Below are 21824 nucleotides of genomic sequence, written 5' to 3'. Positions count from 1 at the left end.
GGGGAGCTGCCGCTCCCGCCATCCTCGCCGCCGCGAACGTGATTTTGTGGCAACACACCAAAGCCCGTCATCCCAGCAGCGTATTTAACAGTAGACTCCCAGTTAAATCGTGGCACGATTAGCTTGTAGATGCGATGCATGCAAATTGATTGCATCTCCATACAAATAAGACCTAAATGTACGCCAACACTAGCCGCCGACGCCGCGCCGATCCTATTCGGCGGATGCGGGCGCTTGGCCAACGTCCTGCGACAAGGAAATTCACAATGCTGAAGAGGATCACGGCTCCGCTCGCAGGACTCGCGGCGGTCGCGTTAAGTGCGACTGTTTCCTACGCGCAAACGACCACGGTTCCCGGCGAGCAGGTTGGCCTTGCGGCAGGTGCACCGCTGCCAGAAGGCATATACGCCGTTGATACTTTCACCTACCGGCGCACGGATCAGCCGTTTTCGGCCGACACGGCAGTCAACGTCCCGTTTCTGCTGTGGTCGACACCATTCACGCCGCTTGGCGGTCGCATCGAGGCCCTCGTGGCGCAGCCCACCGTGTTTGCGTTCACGCGCAACTCAGCCGGCCAGGGCAACAAGGACATCTCGATCAACGTCGGCACACTGCTCGCCGGCATCTGGGCGTTCGACCTCGGCGGCAACTTCGGCGTCAGCTTGCTCGGTGGCGTCCACTTGAACGACCTCGATGCCGGCCGCGGCTCGCTGTACTCTGGTGCGTTCGCCCCGAACCCTCGCGTTCCGGGTGGTTTGAGCCCGGTTGGCACACCGGTGCTGGCGCAATTTTCTTCGAACACCTACCGCTTCGGCGTTGCTGGCAGCTACACCGGTGAAGGCTGGGACATTACCGCCAACCTAACCGCCAACATTTACGACTCGCCCGGTCGCTTCGGAGGTCTCGTCGGCTCGGCGATTGGGCCGCTGCGCCTGTCGGACGCGCTCAACATCGACCTGAGCGCGACGAAGAAGTTCGGCAACTTCGAGATCGGTCCGGTCGCTTATGGGACCTACAACTTCGACATCAGCCAGTACAGCGCGGCGTACAACAACCGCGGACGCTTCGCCATCGGCGGTCTCGTCGGCTATGATTTCAAGGCCTTCACCGTGCAGGCCTACGTCGCACGCGATGTAGTCACCGGTGCGCAGTACACCAACGCCTTGGGCCGCACGCGCGACAACTACTCAACCGACGGCTGGGTGCGGTTCATCATTCCGCTTTACACGCCGCCGGCTGCAAGCCCGGTCGTGACGCCGCTGATGCGTAAGGGCTAAGCGGAAACGCTCACGCGCTGCGAACCGTATGGGCTCGCAGCGCAGCAAGGATCGAAGCGCAAATCCTTCCCAGGTTCATCGCTTCGATAGGGGCCGAGCGGCCCGGTCTCAACAGCTAAACCTGCTCGGCCCCGCTTTCGCTGTAGCTTCCTAAGTCTTCATTTCCCAAATTCGCGTAATTTAATGGACATGTGCGAAAGCTAATACATTCGATCAGATGGTAATATGATCTAGATCAGTTTGTGCCAGATATCTAAATTCTTTGAACTCCATGCCACTGCAGTGTCCGCTATCGGCCTGTTGCGCAGTGCGACTCAGCGACGGCGATGGGCGCAAACCAGCATGTCCGCTTCTCAGCGGCGAGCCCGAGATCGGGCGCGACGCGGCCCCCGGCCTGATGGGGTTGCGCGGATGAGAGCGGTCGCACCGCGACCGTACCAACGCCCGCAGAACCCTTCGCCACCCGTCTGCAGATCCCGCGACCGCGAGCGGGCTACAGTCCTTCGCCTACGAGGAGCCGGTCGGCCAGCGCGACGATCCGCTCGCGCCAGGCCAGCGGCGCGAGCCAGCGGGCCGGGATGGCCGAGGCCCCGTACAGCGCCCCGGCGAGCTGACCGGTGACGGCACCGACCGTGTCGGCGTCGTCGGCTAGGTTGACCGCCAGCACGAGCGCGTCCTCGAACGTCGCGGTCGTGCCCACCGCCCAGAGTGCCGCCTCCAGCGTGTGGACCACGTAGCCCGTGGAGAAGATCCCGTCGCGCGTCTTGCCTTGCCACGCGCCCCGGGCGAGCGCGTCGATCGCCGCGTCGCCCACGCGCGCCACTGGCATCAGCGCGTCGTCCGCTCCGCTGAGGAAGTGCCGGGGGCGCAGGCCATCGGTGTCCATCCCGATCCAGGGGCGCGGGCGCAGCACGTTCGTCTCGCCCCGGATCGCCCCGCGCAGCAACTGCACGAGGTAGGCGCAGGCCTCGACCGCCTGGGGCGCGCCGTGCGTCGTGCGGCTCTGGTCCCCCGCGATGCGCGCGGCTGCTCTCGGGTCGGCGAGCGTGACAAGGGCCACGGGGGCCAGGCGCATCAGCGAACCGTTGCCCGCCGTGTCCGGGGCGGTCGAGCCGGCGAAGGGCTCGCCCGTGCGCTCGTAGCGCGCCAGTGCTGCCCGCGTCGCGATGCCGATGTCGAAGCAGGTCCTTGTGCACGAGTACTCGCCCCGTCGGTACCAGGCGACGAACCGGTCCATCAGGTCGCGCGGGTCGAGGGCCGGGTGGGCGACGAGGCTCTCGGCCAGCGCCAGCGCCATGCTCGTGTCGTCCGTCCACTGCCCCGGGGCGAGGCCGAACGGCCCGCCCCCGGTCATCTCGGTGTGGCGGGAGTGGGCGTCGCGGCGGGTGAACTCGAGCGTAGTGCCGAGCGCGTCGCCCACGGCGAGGCCGAGCAGCGCCCCGCGGGCGCGGTCCAGCACGAGGTCCGACATGGCGGAGGAGAGCGTGGCGGGGGGAGGTGAGACGGCGTGGGACAGGGGGCGGTCTCCCGGGTTGAAGAGAAGGGTGTGCGATCGACCATGCGGCCGGGCGCGGGGGGCGCTGACGAAGGGGCGCGCCTAGTCCACGGCCACGGCCTCGAGGTACACCTGGTCCCGGGCGGGGGACGTCCAGCTCAGCCCGTAGCCGTACAGGCGCACGCCGCGGGAGGTGTAGAGCCGCGCCGAGCAGGAGCGCACGGCCTCCGCGTTCTCGCGCATCCCCCGCACGGTGGCAGCGAACTGCTCCGGGGGCGTGCCTTGAGCCGGGCGCAGTGCGTCGATGCTCCGGCGGACGGTCTCTGCGTGGTCGGTCATCTCGGTGATCGTCTGGACGCGGATCGGCCCGGTGAACGCGGTGGCTTGATCTTCGACCGCCTGGCGCAGCAGCCGCTGAGCCAGGGCGGAGTCGCAGGCCGGCAGCTGGCCCGGAACGACGCCTGGTTCGGCGGCGGCGGGGGCCGACGCGGGACCGCCGTCGGTGCGGTGCCTCAGGCGGTAGCCACCGAGCAGGACGAGGGCAGCCAACCCGCCGATCGCCGCGGCGCGGCGGGTGCGAGCACCGTCGGGCGCGGCGGCGTTGGCCCTGTAGCGGGCCCGCATCCGCGCGAAAAGGCGGGGGGTCTGGGTCTCGGGTCCCGTCTTGGGGGGTGTCTCGGGCAGGGTTGGGCGCATCGGGCTCTCCGGGTGCCGGCGCGCCTGCTGCGCCGGTCCGGAAGATTCAAAGGAGGCCCCCAGAACTTGCGGCTGCAGAGTGTCACAGGCGGTGCGGTTGTGGAGTCGTCTGTCCTCCCGAGGACCGTATCTGCACTCGCCGGTGGCAGGTCGGTGACGGACAGCGCCACGAACTGCCCGAGCGGGCCGCCCTTGTCGCCGATTGCGGCCCCGCGTAGGGAAGCCGGCCGCAGTCGATAGCGGCGGGTCATCCCGGGAGGATGTCGGGTGGACGCATGGGCGCCCAGGACGGGGGCGGCCGGCGAGGAGCCTGGCCTAGGTGGCAGCCGGTTTCCGAAGGAGGGACATCATCGGGAGCGAACCTTCAAAGGCCTCCCGGTCACGCGTGCAGGGACGCGCGGCTATCCGCGGGAGGAGGAATCGGCGTGGGCCGGTGCGGGGATCCCCGCCCGGAGCGCCGTGCATTTGCTCTGCGCGAACATGAGGTCTTAAGCGAACGTGAAGGTTGGTCGCCGCAACCCGTCCCAAGCCGGGGCACACAGCTCTTCGCCAGCATAGTTAACGACTCGTTGCGGCGGCCTGAATTCACCCCATCATCAGCGAAACGACGCCGACCAAATGGCCGGGGTCAGGTTGACCGCCCCATCCAGCGGTGGAGGCAGCACGAAGATCCGCGGCGCCGCCGCGAACTCGAACACACGGTACAGCCGCCACTCTTTCGGTCGCTCCCTGGATACTGCCTCCTCGTTCCTCGTCAGAAAGAACGGCGTCGTCTTCGCCCCCCGGGTCGTCTTCACCTCGATGAAGAGCTCCGTGCCCGTTTTCGGGTCGATTGAGCGGATGTCGTAACCGGCGCCATCTCCCTCGTCGCGTGAGATCCAAACGACGTCGTCCTTCAGGTTGCGGCGTCCTGCTTCGTAGAGACGACGCTTCTCGACCTCGATCACGAACTCCTCGCCTGCCAGGCCCAGCGCACGATTGCGTTCGTCCCGCACGGCCGGATTGAACTTGCGGACGAGACGTTCGAGCGGCCTACCACCTGCAGCCCCCATCGTGAGCTCGGGGCGATTAGCAAAGATCTTGTCCAATGACGTGTTTGGAGCGACGCGCGCCGGCGCCGTCGTCGAATTGGACAACACGGAAATCCTGTCGAACTGAGCCTCGACCTCCTCAATCAGGATACGCTGGTAATGATGTAGCGGCGCGTAACCCGGAAGCCATGGAAGTCCAAGCTCGGAAAGTACCGCCGATATGTTGCAATGCTTGAACTCGATTGATTTGTCCGACCGAGCGACCTGCGTTGATAACGCGGACCTGTGAGCGGCTTTGTCGGTATGGCCCGTCGTGAGGTGCTCTTCGAACATGGAGAAGTAGTCCGCCACGACCAGCGCGACTTCCTCGACCGACCAGGGGAGGCGTGGCCTTCCGTTTCCGAAGCTCTCTTGTTCCGGGCCGACCATGTGCACCTGACGACGAATAGCGAGACCAGATGGTCCGGCAACATCGGGGTAGGGTCAAGCGGTTAGGGCAGTCACGACAGGAACTGCTTCAGAAGCAGGAGAAGCTCGTCTGGCCGTCTGATGTCACACTCCCAAACGACGAGACTGTCCCATCCTGCGGCCGCGAGGGCATCCCGCGCGGCGGCATCCCGGGCGCAGTTTCGGGCAAGCTTCGGCAGCCAGTATTCCTGGCGGCTCTTCGGCACGCTCGCGCGACGGCAGCCCTCGTGCTGGTGCCAGAAACAGCCATGGACGAAGATCACCTTCCGGCGCCCCGGGAACACGATGTCCGGCTTGCCGGGCAGGTCGCGATGATGAAGCCTGTAGCGATAGCCGGCCCGCCACAGGAGAGAGCGGACGGCCATCTCCGGACGCGTGTCCTTCGACCTATTTGCCCGCATGGAGGTGCGTACAGCTTTCGGTACGCCTTCCCAGCTCTTATGGGCGCTCACCAGATGTCAGGAATCGCCGATGCCACGGCCTGGAAGAGTGGCGGGGGCACCGCGTTGCCGATTACCCGGTAACGCAGCCGGGTGCCGCCCGTATCGGGGAAGGTCATTTCGGCATCGAACCCCTGCAAGGCTGCTGCCTCACGGTAGGAAAGCCGGCGGGCAGGCGCGTCGCTCACGAACCGCCACTCGTCAGGCCCCAGCCGTTCAAGCTTCGGGCTGATCGGATGCAATGGCGTATGCCGGCTGTTGGCAACGATGGTCCTGCTTACCTGATCCCACCCACGCCAGCGGTCGCGTGACAGGTAGTACCAATGGAACGGCTGGGCGTCGAACTCGCCTTCCGGCCATTCGGGCATGGCCCCGATCCTGTTCTTGATCGTCGGACAGCCGGGAAGGCTTGAGGCGAGATCACCAGGCAAGGCGTGGGTCGGCAAGGGAAATTCATACTCGATGCCGAGATCGGACCGGATGCCGACGAAGAACATCCTGGAGCGCTCCTGGGCGACCCCGTACTCCCGAGCGTCGAGAACCGCCCAGGACACCTTGTACCCAGCCATCCGGAAGCGGGTGAGCTGGTTGACGGCGAGGTGCTGGTTGTTGGCCCGCCGCATGCCGGACACGTTCTCAACGATGAAGGCCTTCGGCTTGATCTGACGAAGCGCCCGGTCGAACTCACGGTAGAGGTAGTTGATGCCGCGGTCAGGATCGCGCACGCCGCCGACACTGAAGCCTTGGCAAGGATAGCATCCGGCGAGCAGGTCAGCCTTGGGGAAGGATTCGATCCCCTTCACGTCGCCCACGACGTAGTCGGTTTCCGGAAGGTTGGCCAGGTAGACGTCCCGCGCGTAGCCCATCACGTCGTTGGCCATGACGACATTGAAGCCGCACGCGTGAAGTCCGGCGTCGCTGCCTCCGCACCCGGTGAACAGTGAAACCGCCTTAGGCATCGCCCCCAACCCCGCCTCCGAATCCCCTGGTACCGTCCAGGAGTGCATGGATCATAACCAACGGCCAAGCATGAAACTGCCGCAGACCTAAGGATCGATGCGGGCTCGCTTAGGTCTGGCGGTACAACTAAAAGGTGCTACCTTGGCCGTATGGGCGGGGAAACGAAAAAGATGGGGAGCTGCGCTCCACCCACAGATTTTGTGGGATGGGAACGCGCGCTCACGCGGCACTTCCTCATGGTCGACGAGAGCGGCGATGCATCACCCATCACCAGCTTCGAGGTTACCGCGGCCACGCTGGCAGAAGCTGCCTTCTTCGATGGCGACGATGCAGCTGGCCGGGCACTCGCCTCGTTCAGGCATCACGTCTGCGGCGCCAACCTCCGTGACGCTCTTGAGCATGACTGGTTTCCGGCTAGGGCCGCGTCCGACGAGGGCCCAGGGTACTTCGCCTACCTCTGTTTGACGCTCCTCGTCGCGAGCAGCCCCGACGACGAGATGAGGCTCGGGGGCGACTTCCATGACAAGTTGCGCCGCTTCCTCAATGTCACCGTCGGCTACCGAATGCTGCCTGGCGTCGCGGCCAAGTGGCATGCCCTTCAGGAATGGTTGGAAACCCGCCGGTCGGCCGGCCTTCCCTACCGAAGCCTGGTGTTCCCCGCCTACCCTCCAAACTGGGTCCACATCGGGCTCACCCGCAAGCTCGCTTTTCCGGCAAAGTCGGACGCGACGCTGATCCGGACGTTCCTGACGTCCAACCCGGGCATTGTTTTCCGGCCCCTCGAATTTATTCACCGCTTCCAGCCGTACCTGGCCAACTCGCCCAGGGCGTCCGACGGAATGAGGGAAAGCTTCCAGGAATTCTCGACGGCGCGGCTGGCCGGAGACCGCTTCATCGCCGAGCATCCGTTCTGGAGGTTGGTCAATTTCTGCGCAGCCTGGACGACGGACGCCGAAGCGGCAGCTGAGGGGCAGGTCGTCTGCACCTTCGACGAGGACCGCGCCCCAATCTTCAGGGTGGTCCGGGTCGACGGAACCGCCCTGACGCAAGCTCCGACCACCTTCTCGGATGCTCTAAGGGTCGCGGAGAAGGAGGCGCCGATCATGGCGCCGACCCTGCGCTACGGGATGCTGGCCTTCGAACAGTCCGGGTACGGCCAGTGGCGCTCCGTACCGGGGCTTGAGGCGGCCGCTGGCTCGCTTCGGCTCGCCTTCGCTCCGGACGCGCACAAAAGGCTTCGAGACGCGCGGAGCCTCTTCGCCCCTTCAGGGACATGGTATTTCTCCTGCAAGCCGATCTCGCCGGGCAAGGCCGACGAGCTGGCGTCGCTGGCCGGCGTCAGGGCAGATAAGGATGTCCGATTGGCGCCGGTTTCTGTCTTCGACGGGGTTCGAACCGGCGGAAGCTGGCTCGGCCTCCCGTCATTCCTGCCAAAAATCGCATCGGGGAGCGCTACCGGAAACGCAAAGCCGGGCCGAGAGGCCGAGGGCGATCTCTCCGTAGTCGAAGCGGAGGAGGGCACCATGCAGCTCCGCTCGACGCGTCCGGTAGGAGGTCCCTGGTTCATTGAGCCGGCCGAGGGCCGCGCGTGGTGCAAGCGGTTGACCTTCGCGACGGCGGCCTACGTCCACGATGGGCCGAGAGGCGCGACGGCCAAGTTCGAGACGGCCGTGGACTGGGCAGGTCCCGAAGGCACGCCTGTCATGGCCAAGGGCATCGCCACGGGGTGGTCCAGCGAGCCGAGCGGGTTGGATGACCTAGCGGAGGCAGTATACGCCGGCGGTCGCTCCGGGTGGGATGAAGCCGAGCTGACCGCGCTCATCCAAAGCGGTTTGGGTCCGACGGTCGATCCCTGGGCGATCCTTCGGGTGCTTGCCGACGCATCCTTCGTGCGGTCGCGCCTCCGTCCGCAATGGAGGGGCAGGGTTTGGACGCTTCGTCCGCCGTCGCTCCGCATGGCAGGCGACGTGGCGGTGGTAGAGGGAGCGGTCGGCACCCGGCTCATCACCGAGTTCAAGGAAGCGTGCGCCCACGCGGGCGTGAGGGCTTTCAGGCGCAACAGCCGGATGCCGCTAGCACCGGCCGTTGTCGGGTGTGCAGCCGACGGGGCCGACCTGGTCGGAGCTAGGCTGGGATGGCCCATGTTGCCGAACGCGGCACGTCCCGGCGGTCGCCTTGCCGTGAAACCCACCCCCCTGCTCCTCATCGGCCGAGAGCCAGCATCGAGGTGGGACTGGCAATCCAGGCGATTCGTCACCGACGGCCAGGAGGGAAAGGGCAGCATCTCCCTGACCCGATGGTCACAGCCCGGGGCCCGCGATCACGATATCTACGTGGTGTCGAACAACGAGACCGGCGAGACGACCCGACTCCTCTCGCGCGCAGCTGCCGTCGTGCTCGCGCACGGCCTCGCAGGCACCCACCTGTTCGCAGCGAGGGACGGTCTGATGATCGGCCTTTCCCGCGAGGCCCACCTGCCGGATGCCCTGGCGGAAACGCTGAGGCTCAAGAATACTTGCAATGCGGGCGTATTCGAGGATGCCAGAACCTATTTTGTCGATGATGACGACCTGTCATGGCTCGGCAAGCTTCTGCCCTCCCTGATCGATGGTTTGCCGGCAACCCATCGGAAGACTGGGACCGACGCGGTATCATCCTCGCGTCATGCGAACGGTAGGATTCGTTTGGCCTGGAGCGGCGGTCAGCTTGCCGCATTCAATCCCGGGCACGCGGTTTTGGGGGGGAAATAGTCCTGATGCCGAAGGGCAAGGATCTTCTGGCCGGACGGGGGACCCGGGGCCAGAACGCTATCGGGACGATCACGCCGTTTGCCGAACGGCAGGAGGACGGCACTTGGAAGCAGGTCGCGGACGGGCGCGCGCTGTTTCCGCCAGAGGGAGCGGTCGAGCTCCAAGGCGTCCTGGCCTCCCAGATGAAGGACGGGGACTGGTTCGTCTTCTCTGCGGGCACCAACAACAGGCACCGCGCACCCACGAAGATGAAGGCGTTGGCCGCAAGGCGGGTCTCGCGATTTCTGGACCTTCCAGACGGCGAGACGCCTGAGAGCCGCCGCCGCGCCCTTGTGGAGATTGGGCTCGAAGGCGCTTCGGCCGGGGATTGGGCCGTCAAGATTAGCGCCACCGACGTGGTGCGTGTCGCCCTGAACCAGCAGGCTGACGGCAGGTGGCGTGCCGAGGGGAAAGACCTCGCGCGCCTGCCGGTTCGAGCGTTTGACGCCGAAGCGGTCCTTCCCTTGGATGTCGATGGCGAGCCGCTCACCCTCTACGACATCGAGAGCTCGGGCCAGACAGGCCGTTCCCTGAACTGGTTGTCCGACGCGGATTACCTACGTGCCGTGTCGGGCGCCTTGGCAGCCGGCGCTCGCCAGGAAGCCGCCGCTGCTCTTGAGGCCCTGGCCGCCCGTGCGGGCGAAACAGGAGAACTCTCGGCGGCCGGCGGTGTCGACGTCCTCGTGTTGGAAGAGGTGGTGAGGTCTGGCGCCATAACCCAACGGCTGAAGTCAGACACTGCTGCCATGGGTGGCTTCCTGACTGCGCTCACCTCCCAGCCGGAGACGAAGGAAGCCCTGCGAAGGCTCGTGGACGAGAAGGCGCTCGCAGAGATCCCGAAGCTGGAAGCCGAAGCTTTGTCCAAGGTGAAGGCGGAGTGGGACGCCGAAACCGCGAGCAGGCTAGAGCAGGTTCGCGCCGCCGTCGCGGAACTGGAAGCGAGCGAGCTGGCAGACCTTTCGCGCAAGCGGAACGAGGCGCTTTCAGAAATCGAGGCAAGAGCTGAGGCCGCCAAGGCCGAAGCTTTGCGGACGGCTGAAGAGGCCGCCGAGGCGGCGAAGGCCCGCCTGCAGGCTGAAGTGGCGGAATACCAGGGCCGTGTCGAAGCCGCCGCCGCAGAGCTCGCCGGCCTGGAAGTCCGCCAGTCCAGCCTCTCAAGAGCCGTCGAGGACCTGGGCGCGGCGGAAAGCGCGCTTGCCAGTCGGATAGAGGATCTCACGACCGAGGAGCGGCGTCTAATCCGTCGGACGCGGTGGGCTGTCGGCCATCCGGTCTTCGAGGTCCATGAGAACGTGGACCGCCTACAGCTCAAGGATATCGAGCAAGTGGCCCGTGACGCCGGGGTGTTCTCGGACCGAGGCGTCGAAGTGATGACCGAATTCGCGGTGCTCGCCGCCGCGAGGGAGGTTCCTGTCGTCACGGGACCCGCAGCGGATGTGGCCGATATGGCTGCCATGCTGCTTGCCGGCGGCAGGTTAGCCAGCCTCCACGCAGACCCCACCCTCGTTACCTTCGATGACCTCTGGTCTCGGCCGAGCGGGGCCGGTCTGACAGCGTTCGGGGCGGCCGCGGCATGGGTGGCGGATACCGGACTTCCGCTCGTGGCACATGTGTCCGGTGCGGACCGGTCCGCGGCACGGTTTTGGTTCCCGGCCCTCGCAGAAGCCAAACGTCGGGGGCAGGTGCCCGGCGAACTCATGATCATCGTCTCGCTGGACGACGGAAAGTCCGAGGAGGCGAAGGCGATGCCGAAGGATCGCGTGTCGATCGACGCCGAGGGGCTGTTGAAGCGGGAGGTGGTCCCATTCCTGCCCAGGTTGACGTCCTCCCTGACGTCGAAGCCCAGTGAGCTGGATCTCCGGCCGCCGGCCGAGAATCACGCGGCGGATGCCCTGCTCCTCTCTGAGCACGGGGCTCCTTCCGTAACGGCGGCGCTCAGGCTCAGCCGCATCCATGCCTCAGCTAGGGCCGCCCTCGGTGACGAGCGTGGGCAAAAGTTCACCGGCCGGATGGCCGGCATCCTCTTCCCGGCACCGCCCGGGCAGCCGTCGGCGACTGCAACCCCTGTCCGCTTGAGCTTGGCCACAAATGCTTGATCCCATCGGCGGGTTCACCCGCATGCGCGACTTCTTCGTATCGTACATCGAGACGGCCTTCCGCATCGCGGACAAGGACACGGCAGCCGAGCGGCGGCGCCTGCTTGAGGAAACCGACGTCCTCTCAACCGAACCCCTCGTCGAGCCGGTCCTGCGCTACCGCGAAAGCAAGACGAAGCTCGAAGACCTGATCGGCTCCGACATCCTCGACCCGCTCGATCAGAAGGGCCAGGCCGCCTTCGTCGAACTGGCTTTGAGTGGGTTGTTCTCCGGCCAGCCAAGCGCCGGCCCGGTCAAGAGGAAGTCCGAATACGCGCCCTACACCCATCAGGTGAAGATGCTGGAGCGTGGCATCCGGCCCGGCCTGCCGAGCATCGTCACCTCCGGAACCGGCTCCGGGAAGACGGAAAGCTTCATGCTTCCGATCCTCGCCAGCCTGTCCAATGAAGCCGTCCACTGGCCGCGCCCGTCTGCTGGCTACCTTGAAAACCACTGGTGGCGCCCGGACAGGCGCTTCGATGCCAGGAGGCGTCAGCGCACCGGCGAGAACCGGCCAGCCGCGATCCGGGCCATCATCCTCTATCCGATGAACGCACTCGTCGCTGACCAGATGGTGCGGCTTCGCAAGGCGCTGGATTCCAACGAGGCCAGGGAGGTCATGGAGGAGCGGTTCGACGGCAACCGCATCTTTTTCGGCCACTACACCGGCGAGACGCCGGTGACTGGGCACCTTCGTCATCCGCGGCTCCACGCTGAGGAGTTTGAAAAGAAGCGGCGTGGCAGGCGGCAGGGACGGCTGCGGCAGGCGATGAGGCGGTTCGATGAGGACCAAAGGGCCGCCATCGACCATGACAGCCAGGCCGCCGAGGAGGCACGGAAGGCAGGCAAGCCGAAGCCCGAGAAGACATCCTTCATCTTCCCGGCGCTCGACGGCGGCGAGATGGTGTCCCGCTGGGACATGCAGGACGCGCCGCCCGACATCCTGGTGACCAATGCGTCGATGCTGGGCGCGATGCTCGCCCGCGAGGTCGAAGACCCGATCTTCGACCAGACCCGCAAATGGATTGCCAGCGACCCGAATGCCTATTTCTACCTCGTCTTCGACGAGCTCCACCTGGTCCGCGGCTCGGCCGGCACGGAGGTGTCCTTCCTGGTCAAGAGCCTGCTGACGCGCCTCGGGCTCGACAGCCCGGAACACCGCCACAAGCTCCGCATCCTGGCATCCAGCGCGTCGCTCCCGATGGAGGACGAGCGGGGGGAGCAGAGCCGACGGTACCTGCGCGATCTGTTCGCGCCGTTCGGGACCTTCGTGAGCAAGACGGACGCGGGTTCGCTCGATGCGGAGTTCTGGAAGGGCTGCGTGGTCCCCGGCGACCCGGAAACGCCGCCCCCGCTCGATGCCAAGCTCCCCCGGAAGCCTTTCGAGGATCTGCTGGCCGCCGCCGGCGGGGCCGGCCAACTGATCGCCGATTTCCCAAAGACGGATGCGGGTATCGACGCGCTCCGAAACGTCGGGGCAGCGTTGGGCGTGCACGAAGCCGACGCGGACGCGCTTGCCGGCAAGGTCGCCGGAAGAGCTGCTTCGGCCCTCGCCGCTGCCTGCGTGTCCGCCGGCACCTCCCGTGCCACGCCCACTTCCGAAATCGGCGAGGCCGTGTTCGGAACCCCGGACCCCGACGCCGTGCGCGGGCTGCTCCTCGCCCGCGCCATTCCAGACAGCATGCTATGGAAAGCCCAGGCGCCCAAGGGCACGCCGTCGTTCCGGGTCCACACGTTCATTCGAAACGTGGAAGGCCTGTTCGGCGCCCCTGCAGCCGACGGCGGTCAGAAGGTCAAGTTCTCCGACCTGACCATCGTCCGGGGCGTCTCCCACGGCAAAGCGCGGAACGGCTCTGAGAAGGGCGCCCGTCTTTTCGAGATGCTCTATTGCGAGGCGTGCGGTGACCTGTTCCTCGGCGGCCAGCGGGGCGAGCCCGCGGAAACAGCCGAGGAGTTCGAGCTGCTTCCTTCGGCGGCAGACCTGGAGAGCGCCCCGGACCGCGGGGCCCCCGAACTCTACGATAGGATGTCGTTCGATCAGTTTGCGGTCTTTTGGCCGTCCGAGACCGAGCCTTTCAACGCCGAGAACAACTGGGACCGTTGGGACCGCGCGACGCTCGACACCCGCACCGGGGTCGTATCCACCAAGGGGGATGATGACCGGCAAGGGATCCTGCACGGCCGCATCTACTTCCAGCATCCCGATCCCAAGAAGGATCCGTCGAAGAGGTCCGCGCAGCCCTTCTGTTGCCCGCGGTGCGGGACCGACTACGCGACCAGGCCTCCGACGATGAGGCAGTCTCCGATCCGGGCGTTCCGGACCGGCTTCACGAAGGCGTCGCAGCTCGTCGCCACCGAGATGTTCGAGCTGCTCCACGCCATCGGCTCCCAGCCGAAGAGCATCATCTTCTCCGACAGCCGGCAGGACGCCGCTAACCAGAGCCTGGAAATCGAGAGGCTGCACCTCAGGGACCTGCGCCGCGAGATTTTCGTCACGGCGGCCATAAAGCTGGTGAGGGAAGCCGAGGCGAATCAGGTCCCCGAAGCGGAGAGATTGAAAATCTCCAACGAGCTGATGAGCCAGGGCCTCGACGGCATGAACAAGCTCATGGGTCTCATGGCCGAATGGGCCAAGACCGATAAGAGCGTGGTCGACGTTTCCACGGGCAAGGTGAAGATCGACCGTCTCCTCCAGTTCAAGGACGACGACGGAGGTTCCGAGAGCCCGATCTCGTACGTGGCATCCGAGTACGTGCGTCTCGGCATCCATCCCTTCGACGAGCTCGGCCGAAAGGGCGTAGGCGACCGCCCTTGGTACGACGCGTTCGAGTTGGACAACGGCAAGGTTCGGTACGCTTCAAGCCTGAGCGCCGTCGAGCGCGCAAGGGTCGGCACGGCTATCCTGGAGGCTCAGTCTGAGCTCGTCGAGGACGTGATCTTCTCGAACACCTTCTTTGCCATGGAGGAGACGGGTCTCGGTTATCCTTCTGTGAGGCACGATAACAGCCGGGAAACCGACGAGCTCGACGCTTGGCTGCGCGTGTTCGCCGGGGTCTACCGTGTTCAAGAGAACAAGTATTTCAATCCACAGAACATCAGGCAGTGGACCGATTACACGACGGTAAACCGAAAGAAGGTGAAGCGATTTGCCGAGGACGTCTTCGGGCAAGTCCAGGCGCCTGCCCGCTTCAACGAAGTCATCCAGAAGATGGACAAAATTGGCCACAACAACTGCGTGGTCAACGTGGGCAAGCTGTACATCCGCGTCTCAAAGATGGGCGACCCCTTCTGGCGTTGTGTATCCTGCGAACGGGTCCACCTGCACCGCGGTGTCGGGTACTGCACCCGTTGCCGGCAGGCGCTCCCTGGCGAGCGATCCGGCAACGTGGAGACCCTCTGGGAGAGCAACTTCCTGGGCAAGCGCATCGTCCGCGGACGCGGTGACGAGGTGGCCCGTTTCGGCCTGAAGTGCGAGGAGCTCACGGGGCAGACTGACGATTTCGGCGACCGGCTGCGCCGCTTCAAGGACATCCTCGTCGGAACCTCGGGCAAGCCGCCGACCCCCCTGCAGCGTCTGGCCGCGAACATCGACCTCCTGTCGGTCACGACAACCATGGAGGTCGGAATCGACATCGGATCCCTGCAGACGGTCCTGCAGGCGAACATGCCGCCGCAGAGGTTCAACTACCAGCAGCGGGTGGGCCGTGCCGGCCGGCGCGGCCAGGCATTCTCGTTCGTCACGACCTTCTGCAGGGGCCGGAGCCACGACGAGTATTACTTCCGGAACCCGCGCGCGATCACTGGTGATCCGCCGCCGCCGCCGTTCCTCGCGGTGGACCACCTGCCGATCCCGCAGAGGCTGTTGCGGAAGGTCTGGCTGCGCGCGGCGTTCGCCCGGCTCAGGTCGAACTGCCAGGCCTCGGGCGAGGATTATCCTGGCGACCGCCTCACCCCGCCCGACGTGCATGGCGAGTTCGTGCCCACCGACGAGTTCTACGCCGACGGTTCCGCCTGGCCGGAGAAGCTTCGAACCGCTTTGAACCACACCAGGCCGGAGATGGTCCGCTTCGTCGAGGCGGCGATCATCGGGGACCGTCAGCGGAAACGGCTGCTCCACGACGCCCAGGCCGATGCCGTGGTCGCCGAGATCATGGAGCTCGCCGGCCAGCGGCCGCAGGGCCGCGCGGGCCTTGCCCAGTTCCTGGCCGAGCGCGGGAAGCTCCCGATGTATGGGATGCCTACACGCGTGAGGCTGCTCTACACCGGTCTGGCGCCGGAGACTGGGCGCGGCCCGCTGCAGGACAGGGACTTCGAATGGTCGACGATGGACCGTGACGTCGAGCTCGCGGTCTTCGAGTACGCGCCGGGCGCCGTCCTTACTAAGGACAAGATGAAGCACCGTGTCATCGGCTTCACGGGAACGCTCCCGGAGCCGGAGAAGCAAGGCAACCTGATCGACGTGGGCGCGCCGCTGGGTAACTGGTTTACGGAGGAGGCTTACGTCGCGAAGTGCCCGTCCTGCGGGTCGGCGTCCTACCGCCATCACGACCCGGACGAGGGCATCGAGTGCGACGACTGCAACGAGCAGGTCCCACCTGACGCCTTCAATCGGTACGTGACGCCAACCGCGTTCCGGACCGACTTCCGCCCCGAGGGTACGGAAATCGACGAGGTCGGCACCATGTCGACCAGGACCGTGGCGACGGTCCTGCATGAGGGGGAGAAGGCCCAGTGCGGCCCGATAAAGGTTTGGAGCGGCGCCGGGGTAACCGTCATTCACCTCAATGACGGGTCGGAAGGCGACGACGGCACGCCCCAGCGCTTCAGCGTCGATCTCCTGACGGACACGTGGGTTCAGCGCGAGTTCCGATTCGCGAAGGCGACCCCACTTGAGATGCAGGCGGTTGATCCGAATATCTCCACGGCGCCTGAGCCGTCACGCTGGAAAAACTCTGTGGGGCAGGAGGGGCCTTTCGGCCTCGCCTCACGGAAGGAGACTGACGCCCTCTATATCGAGCTCACGCAGTTCGATCCGCGTCTCCGTCTGGATCTGGTTGCGAAGCAGGGAGGACCGGCTCAATCCTCGACCGCAGTGCGGGCCGCCGCGATCAGCGCGACCCACATGCTCGTGCAGCGTGCCGCGCTTCTTCTCGACGTCGCCCCCGACGAGTTCGAGGCCCTTGAACCGCGACGGCGTGAAGGCCGTCCCATGCTTCAGATCGCCGATACCCTGATCAACGGGTCCGGCCTCTGCCGCAGGCTTGGTGAAGGAGAGAGGCCCGAGATCGTCCGCTTGATCGAACGGATCGTGTCGGAGACGGACCGAGGCTCGGCGCTGGCGCAACTGCGGGCGGAGGACCACCACTCCAATTGCAAGACCGCCTGCTACCGCTGCATCCAGCAGTACGGCAACCGCCGCGTCCACAACCTCTTGGACTGGCGGCTAGCCCTCTCCTACCTCCGAGCGATGGTCGATCCGGATTATGTCTGCGGGCTCGACGGCCGCTTCGACGCATACCCTGAACTGAGTGGCTGGCTGGAGCGCAGCAGGGAACTCGCGGCATCGGTGGCTGCGATGCGTCCGGGCAGCCTGAAGGTGGAGTTGGTCGGGCCGATGGGCCTCGCTTCCATCGTGCAGACGACCGGCAGGTCCGCGCTGAAGATGATCGTCCTCCATCCGCTCTGGCGCAGCTCCGCGGCGGATGTGACGGCCCTGGTTGGGTCGCGACCGGACGGCACCATGCGGTTCGTCGACACCTTCGACCTTGAGCGGCGGCCCCTGAAGGCCTTGGAAATGGCTCGGGCGGGCGACGTGCCTGCCATGGCCGATGCATAACAGGGAATGTAGCCGATGCCGGTCGAACGCCACCTAGGCACCTCGCAAGGGTCGGGCGGATGCTGAGGGCCATTCTCGACGGGAAGGGCCGCACGGTCCCGGAGGGACTGAAGGGCGGAGACTCGTTGAGAAGGATCTACAAGGTCTCCGAGGATCTTCTGACCGCGACTGTTTTCGAGCGTCTGGCTTATCTCGACGGCCCGACGCTTTGGGCCATCCTTCGGGCGACTTTCCGTCCCGACGTTCTCCCTGACCGCAAGGTGGTGGAACTGGCCGAGATCGAGTTCTGGCCGCGGTGGTCCAAGGCCAATCCAACGCTCGAACAGAATGTCGAGCCGGACGTGATCTTGCGGCTCTCGGTAGGCGATCCACCGGTCAAAGTTACCCTCATCGTCGAGTGTAAGCTCGGCGGATGGCAAGAGGCCGGCCAGTGGCGCCGGGAATGGATCGCCCACGAGATGGAGTTCGCCGGGGACGACGGACCCGACGAATGCTTCTTCCTCGCTCTCGGAGGGCTTGGCGCGTTCAAAGGCAAGCCGCAGGAGATGGTCTCTGCCTTTGCGACACAGGCATCGGTCGGAGCTAGCGCACCTATAACCGCGGCGGCCGCCGACTGGTCCGATCTGATGCATGCCCTCCATAAGGTGGAGGTTCCCGAGGGGGCTGAGAGAAGAGTCGTCGAGGATCTTCGTCGTGCACTCGCCCTACATGGCTATCGGCGCGTCAGGCCGCTCGGCGACCTCGCCGCCTCAGACAAAAATCGAGTCGGTTCCTTCGCAAGATCGGCGGAGGTTCTCCGCCCCATGCACGAACGTCTGCGCGAAGATGTTGTGGAGCTTCACCCGAAAACGCTCTCCGGCTGGCCCGAGAGGATTGCTCCTTGGAGGCCTATCTCGGCGAAGCCAAGCGTGATGCACTTTAGGAGATCCGATGCCGGCCTCTGAAGAGATGAAGTCCGCTCTCGCTGACGTTCGTCGTGCCTACCGCCTTGTATGGTCATACCAGCGGCGTATCCTCGACATAGTAGCCTTGATCGCGGGCGAGTTCGAGGAGCACGAATTCTACGTGTGGGAGACATATCCTCGGGATAGACCTTGCGGGCGATTGAAAGATCCGACCGGAAAATGGGCGTGGGACCTGTTGCCTCTTCGTCAGGCGAGCTTCCTTTATCTGCAACCGGACACTGACCGCCACCGGCCCACTGCGGGTCAGTGGATGCTTGAAATCGTGGTCGAGACCGATAACGGGTTCGATGATCCAGAAACGGGCGACGAGCCCGATGCCGCGGACTTTGCCGATGCCGCGTCAACGTCGTCGATGATCTACCTGCATGGTTGGCTTTGCACGGCATCGTGCGAGCGGAACTGGCTCAATGGAGTGTGGCATCAGGGTGAATGGCCAGAGGCGGATGGCATTCCAGTGGAGCACGCGGCGCCACCCTTCAAGATTGTGAGGCGAAGTTTTGATGTTGCAGAGTTGGTAGATGAGATTGCGGTGAAGGAGGCAGTAATGAAGTTCAAAGAGACGCTCGGAACCACTCTCGGCATTGGATGTGAGTAAGAATTTGGAATATTTATCATTATTATGTGCTATAGCGAGATTGTTCGCCCGCGCCTTTGGATCTTATTCTTGCAGTTTGCTGATCTATCGGTAATGAATAGCCAAGTTCGAGGTTCTGCTCAGACGCGCTTAGCCAACCAATCCCCAAGACCGAGGCGAACCACAAGTTCCGCGACCTTCGCGTTATCCCATACCTGGATCGGATCGCCATCCGGTGCCGTGAGGGCCCCCTTTGGCGTATGCACCGCAAAGATCATGCGATGATACCGTTCGCGGCGTGCCCGAAACCTGGCGACGTAGTCGTCAAGGGTGACCTGCCCGGCCTCGCCCTTCACCTGCACGAAGGCGACTTCATCTATGGCCGGGTTCTCAACCTCGACGTCAATGCCCTCCGTTACGCCTCCGATCCTCGCGATCCGCGTCCATCCTGATCGCGAAAGAATCAGGTCGACGAGCACTTCGAAATCCTTCGGCCGAAGTCGTGCGACGAGCTTGCCGACAGCCGCTTGGTAGGCAAGCCGCGCTGACATGGCGGCGACCGTGTCTGCATCCTCCTCATCACGGATCAAGCGAAGGATCTCGCGCCATCCCTTCGGCTCGCACACCGTCCCCTTGAACCCCGCCGTCGTCGTGACGATGCCGGGTAGCTCCGACATCGCGAGATAGCGGCCCGCCAGCGAGCGGTTGTCCCAGGGTCGGTCGAGATCAAGCCAGAAATGGCCAAGTTGGGCCGTTTCGTTCGACGGACTGACGGTGATGCCGTCGCGCACGGTGGCCCACCACATAAAACCGTCTTCGAACGTGACCCACAGGTGCTGGCTTGGTCCTTCGAGGAGCGTTCGAAGCGCATTGAGATCCTGCGTGGCACCGGGTTTCGTGCCGTACTGCTCGCGGAGGATGACCGCGATGGCCGCGACATCGATCTCTTGCAGCGCCTCGTCGGGAATTTGGCTCCAGCCGGCGTGCAGACGCGACTGACTCTTGGCGTCGGACCACCAGCGGCCACCAGCGCCGTTCTTCACGTAGCGGACAGAAACCGGGAGGTCAGACACTGCGTGCTCCAAGGCGGCTCATGCGAATGGACCGTACACCACGAGGAGTCACGTTGGGGCGACCCTTGAGCCATGCCCAGAGGGCCCGGGATGCTCCGCAAGGGCGACCTCCTGCGCGACAAGTTGGATTGTCGTGAACCTGCGGCACGCCGCTTGAGGATCAAACGCACTCAACAACGAAGCTAGGCAGAAATCCCGTCGCTTCGTCCGTGTGGCCTCGCGGATTGCAGATCACCCGCGTCCGCCCAACCTGGTAGTCGACCATGTGATGCACGTGTCCGTGGACCCATAGATCCAGTCCGCGGTCCAGGATCAGGGCCGTCAGGTCCGAAGCGTAGCACCAGGCTAGATCGACATGCGGATCCGGCAGGCTGGTCAGGTGAGGGGCGTGATGGATTACGATTACGATTGGGCCATCGTGAGGGCAGGCGAGCTCGTTGTCGATGAAGCCCAGGTGTGGTCCGGCTCACGGGGTGGCGGTGCGGTTAGTTCAGGCACTTGATGCGTTTCCGGCGGATCCTGTCGTTCCCAGCCTCGGCACCGGTGATGAAGGCGCGCGCGGTGGCGATGCACGCGGCGAGCAGCCCCGTCGCGGCATCGTCGGAGGCTCCCGGCCGACCCTGGGCCTGCTGGCGGGCGACCAGCCGGGCCAGCCGGGCGCGCGCGGCGGCGGTCGGCTGCAGGACCCGATCGAGGGGGATCGCGGGGTCGTCGGCGGAGATGATCTCGATGGGGTGGGGGAACGGCGCGTCGTCGTCCTCCTCCTCCTCACCGCTGAGATTCATGAAGCTTTGGTCGGGTTCGTGGCGGTAACGGAGTTCCTCGCCGTCACGGGGCGGCGCGAGGGCGAGGGCGCGAAGGTCGGTGAGGCAGGCCGTTGCGATGGCTGCGGAGCTGGCCTGCACGGCTTCATAAAGCGCATGGGCGAGCGTCCACGCCTGGAACGGCAGGAGGTCGGCATCCTGGCGGAAGCTTCGGGCGAGCGCGTAGTAAAGCGCCTCGCGCATGCGCGGCGGTAGCGCGAGGTCGAGGTGCGCGGTGGCGAGGCCGACAGGGGCGTAGAGCAGGTCGGTGAGGTCGCGGGCGAGCGCGTCGGGGCGGCCGAAGTCGTCGAGGCACGCGTTCATATCCTAGAACGCGCGCTCGAACTGGTCGTCCACCGGTAGGCGCCCGCGGATGCAGTGCACGAAGGCGGCCGCGATGGCGTCGAGGCAGCAGCCGGCTGCGACCCGCACGTCGTCCGGCGACGAAGCGAACGCCGTGAGGGCTGCCGCGAGCGTCTTCTGCGGTGCATCGTCGAGGGGGACGAAGCAGGTGGGATGAACCGTGATGTCTGGCATGGGCTAGCCTTTAAACGCCTCCAGATGGGAGGGGTGAGGCGCAGAGCTATATAGTCAGCCTGGCGCAAAGGTTATATTGGCGTCTTACCGAGTCCCACCAGCGATCGTTATTGGGATTGCAGCGTCAAACATTGCTGGCGGTTATGGCGAGATCTCGGGCTGTGCTGCCGAGCGAGACGAAAGTAGGGCGCTCCCGTGCTGGCCTGGTGGCCGGCACGGGAGCGCCCTCAGACGACGCCGAGGCGGCGCAGCCACGTGGGGTGGCCGTGCGCACAGACCCCGTCCGGCTCGAGCGGGAAGCAGCCGTCGGTGGCCTCTGCGCAGGCGTCGATGAGCTGCCCAGCGAGGGCGACGAAGTCCGGCTCGGGGCTCGTGGGGCCGGGGTAGACACGGCCAGTCGCGGGGTCGTGGGTGACGTGCGGCACGGATGCGTCGTCGGGGTCGTCCCAGATGATGGTCGGGGATGAGGACGCTGCCGCGGCGGGGAGGCCGGATGGACGGGGCATGTCAGCGGCCCTCCGCTGCCGTGTCTCCAATCGGGCGGGCGGTGATGCTGGAATTGGTGGCAGTCGACCTTGCGCGTACCCGGCGGCCGCGGGACGTCTGTGAGGCGCTCGTCCGTGATGCGGGCGTCGGCTGGCCGGGCGCCGTCGCGGACCCGGGGCGTGGTCGGGTGGTCCAGCGGCGGGACCGGGCCGAGGCAAGGTCTGATGAAGCCTCGGCGGCCGCTGGTGGGGTCGGGGCC

Annotated in this window: 15 protein-coding genes; 6 read left to right on the top strand and 9 right to left on the bottom strand. The window is 65.4% G+C overall.

The features are described from left to right. The first annotated feature begins 266 nt into the window (after positions 1–266). Positions 267–1277: a transporter family protein gene (locus AC0IY0_RS25410; protein WP_471766060.1), complete on the top strand. Its 1011-nt coding sequence runs from the start codon at positions 267–269 to the stop codon at positions 1275–1277. A gap of 493 nt (positions 1278–1770) precedes the next feature. On the opposite strand, the gene AC0IY0_RS25405 is transcribed toward AC0IY0_RS25410, so the two are convergent. From AC0IY0_RS25405 to AC0IY0_RS25385, 5 genes are all read right to left on the bottom strand, one after another. Further along, positions 1771–2748 carry an ADP-ribosylglycohydrolase family protein gene (locus AC0IY0_RS25405; protein ID WP_471766058.1) on the bottom strand — a complete coding sequence of 326 codons (978 nt, stop codon included), beginning with the start codon at positions 2746–2748 and terminating at the stop codon, positions 1771–1773. Positions 2749–2874: 126 nt separating this feature from the next. Then, positions 2875–3468 (bottom strand): hypothetical protein, encoded by a 594-nt coding sequence (locus AC0IY0_RS25400; RefSeq protein ID WP_471766056.1) that lies wholly within the window; start codon positions 3466–3468, stop codon positions 2875–2877. A gap of 596 nt (positions 3469–4064) precedes the next feature. After that, the gene (locus AC0IY0_RS25395; RefSeq protein ID WP_471766054.1) at positions 4065–4928 is read right to left on the bottom strand and encodes a protein NO VEIN domain-containing protein; all 864 of its coding nucleotides are present in this window, start codon (positions 4926–4928) and stop codon (positions 4065–4067) included. Between the two features lie 71 nt (positions 4929–4999). After that, positions 5000–5419, bottom strand: a complete 420-nt coding sequence (locus tag AC0IY0_RS25390) for a very short patch repair endonuclease (RefSeq protein WP_471766052.1) — start codon at positions 5417–5419, stop codon at positions 5000–5002. Then, positions 5416–6366, bottom strand: a complete 951-nt coding sequence (locus AC0IY0_RS25385; protein ID WP_471766051.1) for a DNA cytosine methyltransferase — start codon at positions 6364–6366, stop codon at positions 5416–5418. The genes AC0IY0_RS25390 and AC0IY0_RS25385 overlap by 4 nt, the downstream gene beginning before the upstream one ends. A gap of 237 nt (positions 6367–6603) precedes the next feature. Between AC0IY0_RS25385 and AC0IY0_RS25380 the strand changes: the two genes are divergently transcribed. The 5 genes from AC0IY0_RS25380 to AC0IY0_RS25360 are packed head-to-tail and all read left to right on the top strand — an operon-like array spanning position 6604 to position 18687. Next, entirely contained in the window at positions 6604–9117 is a 2514-nt protein-coding gene (locus AC0IY0_RS25380) for a hypothetical protein (protein ID WP_471766049.1), read from the top strand. A gap of 5 nt (positions 9118–9122) precedes the next feature. After that, positions 9123–11252 (top strand): hypothetical protein, encoded by a 2130-nt coding sequence (locus tag AC0IY0_RS25375; RefSeq protein WP_471766047.1) that lies wholly within the window; start codon positions 9123–9125, stop codon positions 11250–11252. Further along, positions 11245–17127 (top strand): DEAD/DEAH box helicase, encoded by a 5883-nt coding sequence (locus tag AC0IY0_RS25370; RefSeq protein WP_471766045.1) that lies wholly within the window; start codon positions 11245–11247, stop codon positions 17125–17127. Before AC0IY0_RS25375 ends, AC0IY0_RS25370 begins: the two co-directional genes overlap by 8 nt. Before the next feature lie 59 nt (positions 17128–17186). Next, positions 17187–18071 carry a hypothetical protein gene (locus AC0IY0_RS25365; protein ID WP_471766043.1) on the top strand — a complete coding sequence of 295 codons (885 nt, stop codon included), beginning with the start codon at positions 17187–17189 and terminating at the stop codon, positions 18069–18071. Further along, positions 18058–18687, top strand: coding sequence for a hypothetical protein (locus tag AC0IY0_RS25360; RefSeq protein WP_471766042.1), 630 nt, complete (start codon positions 18058–18060; stop codon positions 18685–18687). The genes AC0IY0_RS25365 and AC0IY0_RS25360 overlap by 14 nt, the downstream gene beginning before the upstream one ends. 119 nt (positions 18688–18806) lie before the next feature. On the opposite strand, the gene AC0IY0_RS25355 is transcribed toward AC0IY0_RS25360, so the two are convergent. The 4 genes from AC0IY0_RS25355 to AC0IY0_RS25340 all read right to left on the bottom strand — a co-directional run bounded on the left by AC0IY0_RS25355 (position 18807) and on the right by AC0IY0_RS25340 (position 21585). Then, entirely contained in the window at positions 18807–19739 is a 933-nt protein-coding gene (locus AC0IY0_RS25355; RefSeq protein ID WP_471766040.1) for a restriction endonuclease, read from the bottom strand. 485 nt (positions 19740–20224) lie between these two features. Further along, complete coding sequence (locus AC0IY0_RS25350; RefSeq protein ID WP_471766038.1) at positions 20225–20866, bottom strand: hypothetical protein; 642 nt, start codon at positions 20864–20866, stop codon at positions 20225–20227. A 3-nt stretch (positions 20867–20869) separates the two neighbouring features. After that, on the bottom strand, positions 20870–21079 hold the full coding sequence (locus tag AC0IY0_RS25345; protein ID WP_471766036.1) for a hypothetical protein: 210 nt from the start codon (positions 21077–21079) through the stop codon (positions 20870–20872). 227 nt (positions 21080–21306) lie between these two features. Further along, complete coding sequence (locus tag AC0IY0_RS25340) at positions 21307–21585, bottom strand: hypothetical protein (protein WP_471766034.1); 279 nt, start codon at positions 21583–21585, stop codon at positions 21307–21309. Positions 21586–21824 lie beyond the last annotated feature (239 nt).

Source organism: Methylobacterium sp. AC315, assembly GCF_979253755.1.
Note: the sequence above shows the minus strand (reverse complement) of the source record. Positions and strands in the feature narration are given on the sequence as shown.